This is a genomic window from Pseudofrankia sp. EUN1h, from assembly GCF_001854645.1.
GTDB lineage: Bacteria > Actinomycetota > Actinomycetes > Frankiales > Frankiaceae > Pseudofrankia > Pseudofrankia saprophytica.
This window is the reverse complement of sequence record NZ_MBLN01000101.1, coordinates 1-5,142: the sequence shown is the minus strand read 5'-3', so window position 1 is coordinate 5,142 and position 5,142 is coordinate 1. Positions and strand designations below refer to the sequence as shown.

The following is a 5,142-nucleotide window of genomic DNA, read 5'->3' as shown; positions in this document are numbered from 1 at the left end:
CCCCACCCCGCTCAAACCGGATCCGCAGGGCGGCGCCAAGGTTGGAGAGGTACCCGACGCGGTCGGGGTGGTCGAGTGGGGTGGCGTCCACCGCCTGCCGGAACAGGTCGATCGCGTCGTTCAGTGCTGACCGGTTACCGGTCCGCATCGTTTCGCGTACGAGAGCGACAGCACGGCCAGTCCACGCCTGGGCAGTGTCGAGCTCGCTGGGCGAGTTCTCGTCGAACAAGGCGCGCACCTGGTCAGGGATCGCGTCCGGGCGGGTCTGGTACACCTGCGCGAACAACGCCAGGGCAGCGGTGAGATCCTGCTGGTCCTCGCCGGGGTCGAGAACCAGGTAACGCGCCCAGTACAGCCGCCCGGCCACCTGAGCGATCTCCAGATCCGCGGCCGGGTCGGAGACCGTGTTGACCAATGCCGCCACCTCGGCGAGCGCCTCCGGATCCAGGACCGTGGCCGGATTCCGATCGACCTCAAACCGTTCCAGCCGTGACCGTACCCGCCCGAGCAGACGCTTTCGCAGTAGACGCTTCCGCATCCTTCGCCCCCGTCCTGTCTACCGAACAGTCCACCCACCGGTTTGCAAGATCAAGGGCGAGGTGGCTGCCGCGCGACTCACGAGACCTGCAAGTTGACGACAAGATCAGAGCGTACGCATCTCGTCATGGGCACCGGAGACCGCTTTGCGCGGTGCCCTGCCGCGAGCACGCTGACAGGGAACGGCGCGAAAGACTCGGTGACATCCTCATCGTGCCGCTACAAAAATATCTGGATACAATTGACACTCAATTGCTCGGCGGAATTAGCCAACAATGCGAAGTTGTCGGCGCCGGCGGAGTCTCCCGCCAATAGGGCGTCTATTGCGAGCTGGTAGGAGAGAATCGCGAGGTCCTGGTAGTCGGTGCAGTCCTGTATCGTCTTCCACTCACCTCGTTGCGCGGCCGGCTTTGCCAGCTCGTCCCACTTGCTATTACCCGTAAGGTCGAGGAGGTCRGGATTTCTAAGCCTCGCGGCGACATAGAAGTCAACCGCCGCCCGCACGCGGCCTTCGGACAACTCAAAATAGCGGTCACGCCTCTTGACTAGTTCGGTCCGAGTGGCCTCGTAGTCTGATCGAGTCACTGTGCGCCTCCAATTTTCGACACCATAGTCAAGTCTATGACGAATAGTCGCCGCACTGTCGACCGTGCTAGCACTGAACTCGTCCTTTAACTGGCCCGTCTCAGGTCGTGCGGCAATCGCCCTCGTCCTCGATCTTGTCCATGGGTAGGTCGACTGCGCGTCGTCAGTTTGAGTGACCTGCGGGGTGGCCGAGGCCGGGCCAGCTCGGTTTCGGTGCTCTGGCTGGCCGGACATCGCAGTTCACGGGTTCCGATTCCCGCCGGACATGATCACGCTGGCCGTACGCCGGTAGCCGCGGTACGCCCTGTCGCACCGCGACATCGAGGGACTGCAGGCCGAACACGGCATCACCGTCGACCACGTCACGATCTGCCGCTGTGTGCAAGGGTTCACCCGGGCACCGATCGACGCCGCCCGGTCCTGCCGCCACAGCCCGGGCCACGCGTGGTTCATGGATTACGTCTCATCGGTGAACCACCTGCTGCCCGGGCTGTGGCGGCACGGCCGGGCGGCGTCGATCAGCAGCGTGGTGAACCGCTGCACCCACCTGTACACGGTCACGTGATCAACCTCGATGCCGCGCTCGGCGAGCAGCTCCTCGACATCCCGGTACGACAGCGCGAACCGCAGATACCAGCGAAATCCCAGAACGATGACCTCCGGTGGGAACCGGAAGCCGGTGAACTCCGAGACCGGCACCGGCGGACAAGGACGGCAGCAAGCACGATCCGATCATGCCTGGCCACCGGGCCCGATCACGGCATCCGCGAACGCAACAGAGCCCGGCCAGGTCGTCATCAATTTTTTAGCAGGTCGGYCGTTTGGGATGGGGGCGTGCTGTCGATGCACAGCTGGTTCCAGGCTTGGGTGTAGCGGTCGACGTCGTCGCGCCGGTCCAGGTAGGTGCAGCCTCCGAAGAACTCCAGGTAGACCACGTCGGGTAGGACTGTCTCGGGGAACCGTAGAATGCTGAACGGTCCCCCTTCGGCCTCGGCTGCCGCTCGTCACGCTCCCACGCCCGATACACATCTCCGAAGCGCAGAACGCAGCTGCGTACGAAATAGGTACTCAGCGCCGCCCCGCCGCCGGGCGACCAACCCTGGCCGGCCCGCCCGTCGATGACGAACCGTTCCAAGGCCCGCCGCAACGTCTCCTGCGCCAAGTCCTCGACATCGTGCCGAGTCAGAACCAACGCCCCAGAGCCGAGCCGGCCCAGACGGCGAACCCCCACTCGCCGGCACTCGTCCACGATGTGGCCGCTGGCCAGCCAGGAACACAGCACGGTGTACGCGTAGCGGACTAAAGCGCCGGCGACGGCATCAAAGTCCGGACCGGCGCACCCAACCTCGGCCAGCCGGCCGTACAACACAGCGTCCTCCTCGGCCGGTTCTGGGGGGCGCGTCACGGCTGCCCGCCGCAGGTCGCGCTGTTCCGCCACGCATCCATAGACCCCGTCCCTCGCGATGGTTCCGACGCGAGGTCGTAGGCCATCGCGACACCCGATCTCACACAGCGCCCGGCAGAACTTGCCCACACCGCAGCGGCGCGAGAACAGCCTGCCCACGCCCCTATGACAGGCGGACAACCACCGCAGAAGGGACGCAACCCATGTCCGCCCCACACCCGACACCCCACCAGCTCGCCGCCGCGCTCGCTGGGATCGCCAGCGCCGCCTCCGTCGCAATCGGCCTCGCCAACACCACAGACCTGTTCACCGCCGCATGGAGCGCCGCCACCCTCGCCCTCATCGACGCGCTCGCGCGCGCCCTTGCCGTGACCGCTCATCCATCAGAGCCCGACGGACCAGGCAATGGACACGGAGCGTGACCCTCCGATTCCGCTGGGACGGAGTGTCGGCCCCGTGTAGATCATGAAATTTGCCCTTGATCGTGTCGGCAAACAGTCGTCTGTCGACACCACCCGGCAACTCCCATCGCTCCCACGTCTACCTTTCTGACGTCGTCCGGCCGAGTGGACGAGTGACCGGCAAGCACCTCGACCAGAGCGGCGATAACGTCGTCGAAATCGAGACCTGGGCAACCAACCAGCGCGGACAGAACGTCAGGCCGGGCACGGCTACCGTCGCGCTTCCGCGCAGGCCATGAGAGGTGTGAGATGGGCAAGATCATTGTCGGCGTCGATGGAAGTGACACAGCGAGCAATGCCGCGGCTAGAGCGGCGGTGCTCGCTTCCGCCCTCGGGCATGAGCTGATCGTCGTCAGCGCCTTCAGCTCAACCGACCGGTTGCAGATCGGCCGGCCCGGCGACGAACTCGACCTGTCCGCGAGCGATGTCGCGCTGAAGATGGCCGAGCAGGCGATCGAAGATCTCCCGGCCGACCTCGCTGGCCTGCCGACCACTCCTCGCTCGGAGTTCGGCAGGCCGGCTGACGTGCTCGTCAGTGTCGCCGAAGAGCTCGGGGCGAGCATCATCGTGGTTGGCAACAAACGCGTCCAAGGCGTCACTCGAGTCTTGGGCAGCATCGCAGCGGACGTCGCCCGTCACGCGCCTTGCGACATCCTCATCGCGCACACCCACTGAGGAGATGTCGCCGCCGGCAACATCGGGATGCCGGCACGCGTGATCGGTCGTCGCACCAACCGCGACCTGCCGATGATCATATGGGCAGATCGGATGCGCGGGGCGATGGCCGACCACGAATACACCCTGYGTGACTTCGTGATGCTCAAGGCACGCTGGGGCGTCTCCATCCAGGCACTGATCATGCGAGGCAGCCATCTCGGGCGGGACTGTTGCATCGTGAGGAGCCGGGGCATGCCGAGCCGATACTGACCTGGTGATCAGATGGCGTGGGAGAGCTCGGTGAACGCTGCGGCGAGTCGGCGCCGGGGTTCGACGTCGGTTCCGAGTTCATGGTGGCCGCGGCGGATGTTCTGGATCAAGGAATGTCCGGTGCTGATCGTCTGAGCGGAGCGCAGCCGTTTCAGGCCCCGCGTCGGCCGTAGCCGGGCTTTGGGTCTGCTGTGGTCGGACTCGATGCGGTTGTTCTCCCAGCGTGCGTCGACGTGGCAGGCCTCGGGCAGCAGCTCATCGAGAACCCGGGGGTAGATCGGTGCCTTGTCCGTGGTGACCTCGACCGGCCGGCGGCTGTGGGCCAGGGCCTGGCGGAAGAAGTGGCGGGCCGCGAGCTGGTCGCGCCGTTCGCTGGCGAGCACGTCGATGACCTGGCCGTGCTGGTCAACGGCGCGATACAAGTACCTCCACCTTCCGGCGATCTTGATGTACGTCTCGTCGACGAACCACCTGCTACCCGGGCGGTGCCGGCAGGGTCGGGCCGCCTCGACCAGCAGCGGCGTGAACCGCTGCACCCACCGGAAGATCGTGACGTGGTCGATGTCGAGGCCGCGTTCCGCGAGCAGCTCCTCAACGTCCCGGTACGACAACGCGAACCGCAAGTACCAGCGAACCGCCAATGTGATCACCTCGGGCGKGAACCGGAACCCGACGAACTCCGACTCTGGGACCAGCGGACGCACGACACCTTGAGCCACCACACGATCATGCCGGCTCGCGGCGCGGATCAGTRCGATGGCCAGCTGCAACAGTCCCCGCCACGGCACCGGCGATGTCACGGTGTCCGGTGCCGCCGCGGATCTACTGCTCGCGGTGATGCGCCGCATCCCCGGCGACGACCGCCGACTCCAGGTCGCCGGCGAGCGACAGCACTGGACGACCTGGCTGGTCAACACCCCCTTCTGACCATCCACCTAGTCCACCGCCTGCAACCGATGGACCGGGGCCTGTAAGAACAACGGTGTAACTCCCCTGTGACACTCTGTGCATCTGTGCAGGTAGAGGAGACACCAGATGACCGACACGATGGCTGACACGGCGGCTGGGGCGATCCCGGTCAGACCGGTGGATGGCGATGGGGCGCCGGCGGGCGTGGTCGTGGACGAGGCGCTCGCGCAGAGCCTCGTGGAGAAGGCCCGGGTTGAGGGGCTGTCGCTGACGGGGCCGGGCGGGCTGCTGGGCACCCTGACGAAGATGGTCCTGGAG

At 65.9% G+C, this 5,142-nt stretch carries 5 protein-coding genes and 4 pseudogenes; 4 read left to right on the top strand and 5 right to left on the bottom strand.

Annotation, left to right across the window (positions count from 1 at the left end; genetic code table 11):
- The 4 genes and pseudogenes from BCD49_RS37375 to BCD49_RS45590 form a co-directional block, all read right to left on the bottom strand.
- A pseudogene (locus tag BCD49_RS37375) lies at positions 1–538 on the bottom strand (CHAT domain-containing protein); the annotation flags it as partial.
- Positions 539–756: 218 nt separating this feature from the next.
- Positions 757–1,122 (bottom strand): hypothetical protein, encoded by a 366-nt coding sequence (locus BCD49_RS37370; protein WP_007510797.1) that lies wholly within the window; start codon positions 1,120–1,122, stop codon positions 757–759.
- Between the two features lie 459 nt (positions 1,123–1,581).
- A pseudogene (locus tag BCD49_RS37365) lies at positions 1,582–1,821 on the bottom strand (IS6 family transposase); the annotation flags it as partial.
- 98 nt (positions 1,822–1,919) lie between these two features.
- Positions 1,920–2,102 (bottom strand): annotated as a pseudogene (locus BCD49_RS45590) (Scr1 family TA system antitoxin-like transcriptional regulator); the annotation flags it as partial.
- Between the two features lie 628 nt (positions 2,103–2,730).
- Between BCD49_RS45590 and BCD49_RS37360 the strand changes: the two are divergent.
- Positions 2,731–2,949 carry a hypothetical protein gene (locus BCD49_RS37360; protein WP_007510804.1) on the top strand — a complete coding sequence of 73 codons (219 nt, stop codon included), beginning with the start codon at positions 2,731–2,733 and terminating at the stop codon, positions 2,947–2,949.
- A gap of 288 nt (positions 2,950–3,237) precedes the next feature.
- The gene (locus tag BCD49_RS37355; protein ID WP_007510806.1) at positions 3,238–3,663 is read left to right on the top strand and encodes a universal stress protein; all 426 of its coding nucleotides are present in this window, start codon (positions 3,238–3,240) and stop codon (positions 3,661–3,663) included.
- 260 nt (positions 3,664–3,923) lie between these two features.
- Here the strand turns inward: BCD49_RS37355 and BCD49_RS37345 are convergent, their stop codons facing one another.
- Positions 3,924–4,619: an IS6 family transposase gene (locus tag BCD49_RS37345; RefSeq protein ID WP_198939483.1), complete on the bottom strand. Its 696-nt coding sequence runs from the start codon at positions 4,617–4,619 to the stop codon at positions 3,924–3,926.
- A 52-nt stretch (positions 4,620–4,671) separates the two neighbouring features.
- Here BCD49_RS37345 and BCD49_RS41580 point away from each other — a divergent pair, with 52 nt between their 5' ends.
- Together BCD49_RS41580 and BCD49_RS37340 are read left to right on the top strand one after the other, a co-directional pair.
- Positions 4,672–4,842: a protein of unknown function DUF1503 gene (locus BCD49_RS41580; RefSeq protein ID WP_007510811.1), complete on the top strand. Its 171-nt coding sequence runs from the start codon at positions 4,672–4,674 to the stop codon at positions 4,840–4,842.
- Between the two features lie 108 nt (positions 4,843–4,950).
- Positions 4,951–5,142, top strand: a pseudogene (locus BCD49_RS37340) (IS256 family transposase); the annotation flags it as partial.

What these genes read in the sequence shown, in the direction of transcription:
- BCD49_RS41580 (WP_007510811.1), top strand. Translation starts at nt 4,672, where the DNA reads ATGGCCAGCTGCAACAGTCCCCGCCACGGCACCGGCGATGTCACGGTG.
- BCD49_RS37360 (WP_007510804.1), top strand. Translation starts at nt 2,731, where the DNA reads ATGTCCGCCCCACACCCGACACCCCACCAGCTCGCCGCCGCGCTCGCT.
- BCD49_RS37355 (WP_007510806.1), top strand. Translation starts at nt 3,238, where the DNA reads ATGGGCAAGATCATTGTCGGCGTCGATGGAAGTGACACAGCGAGCAAT.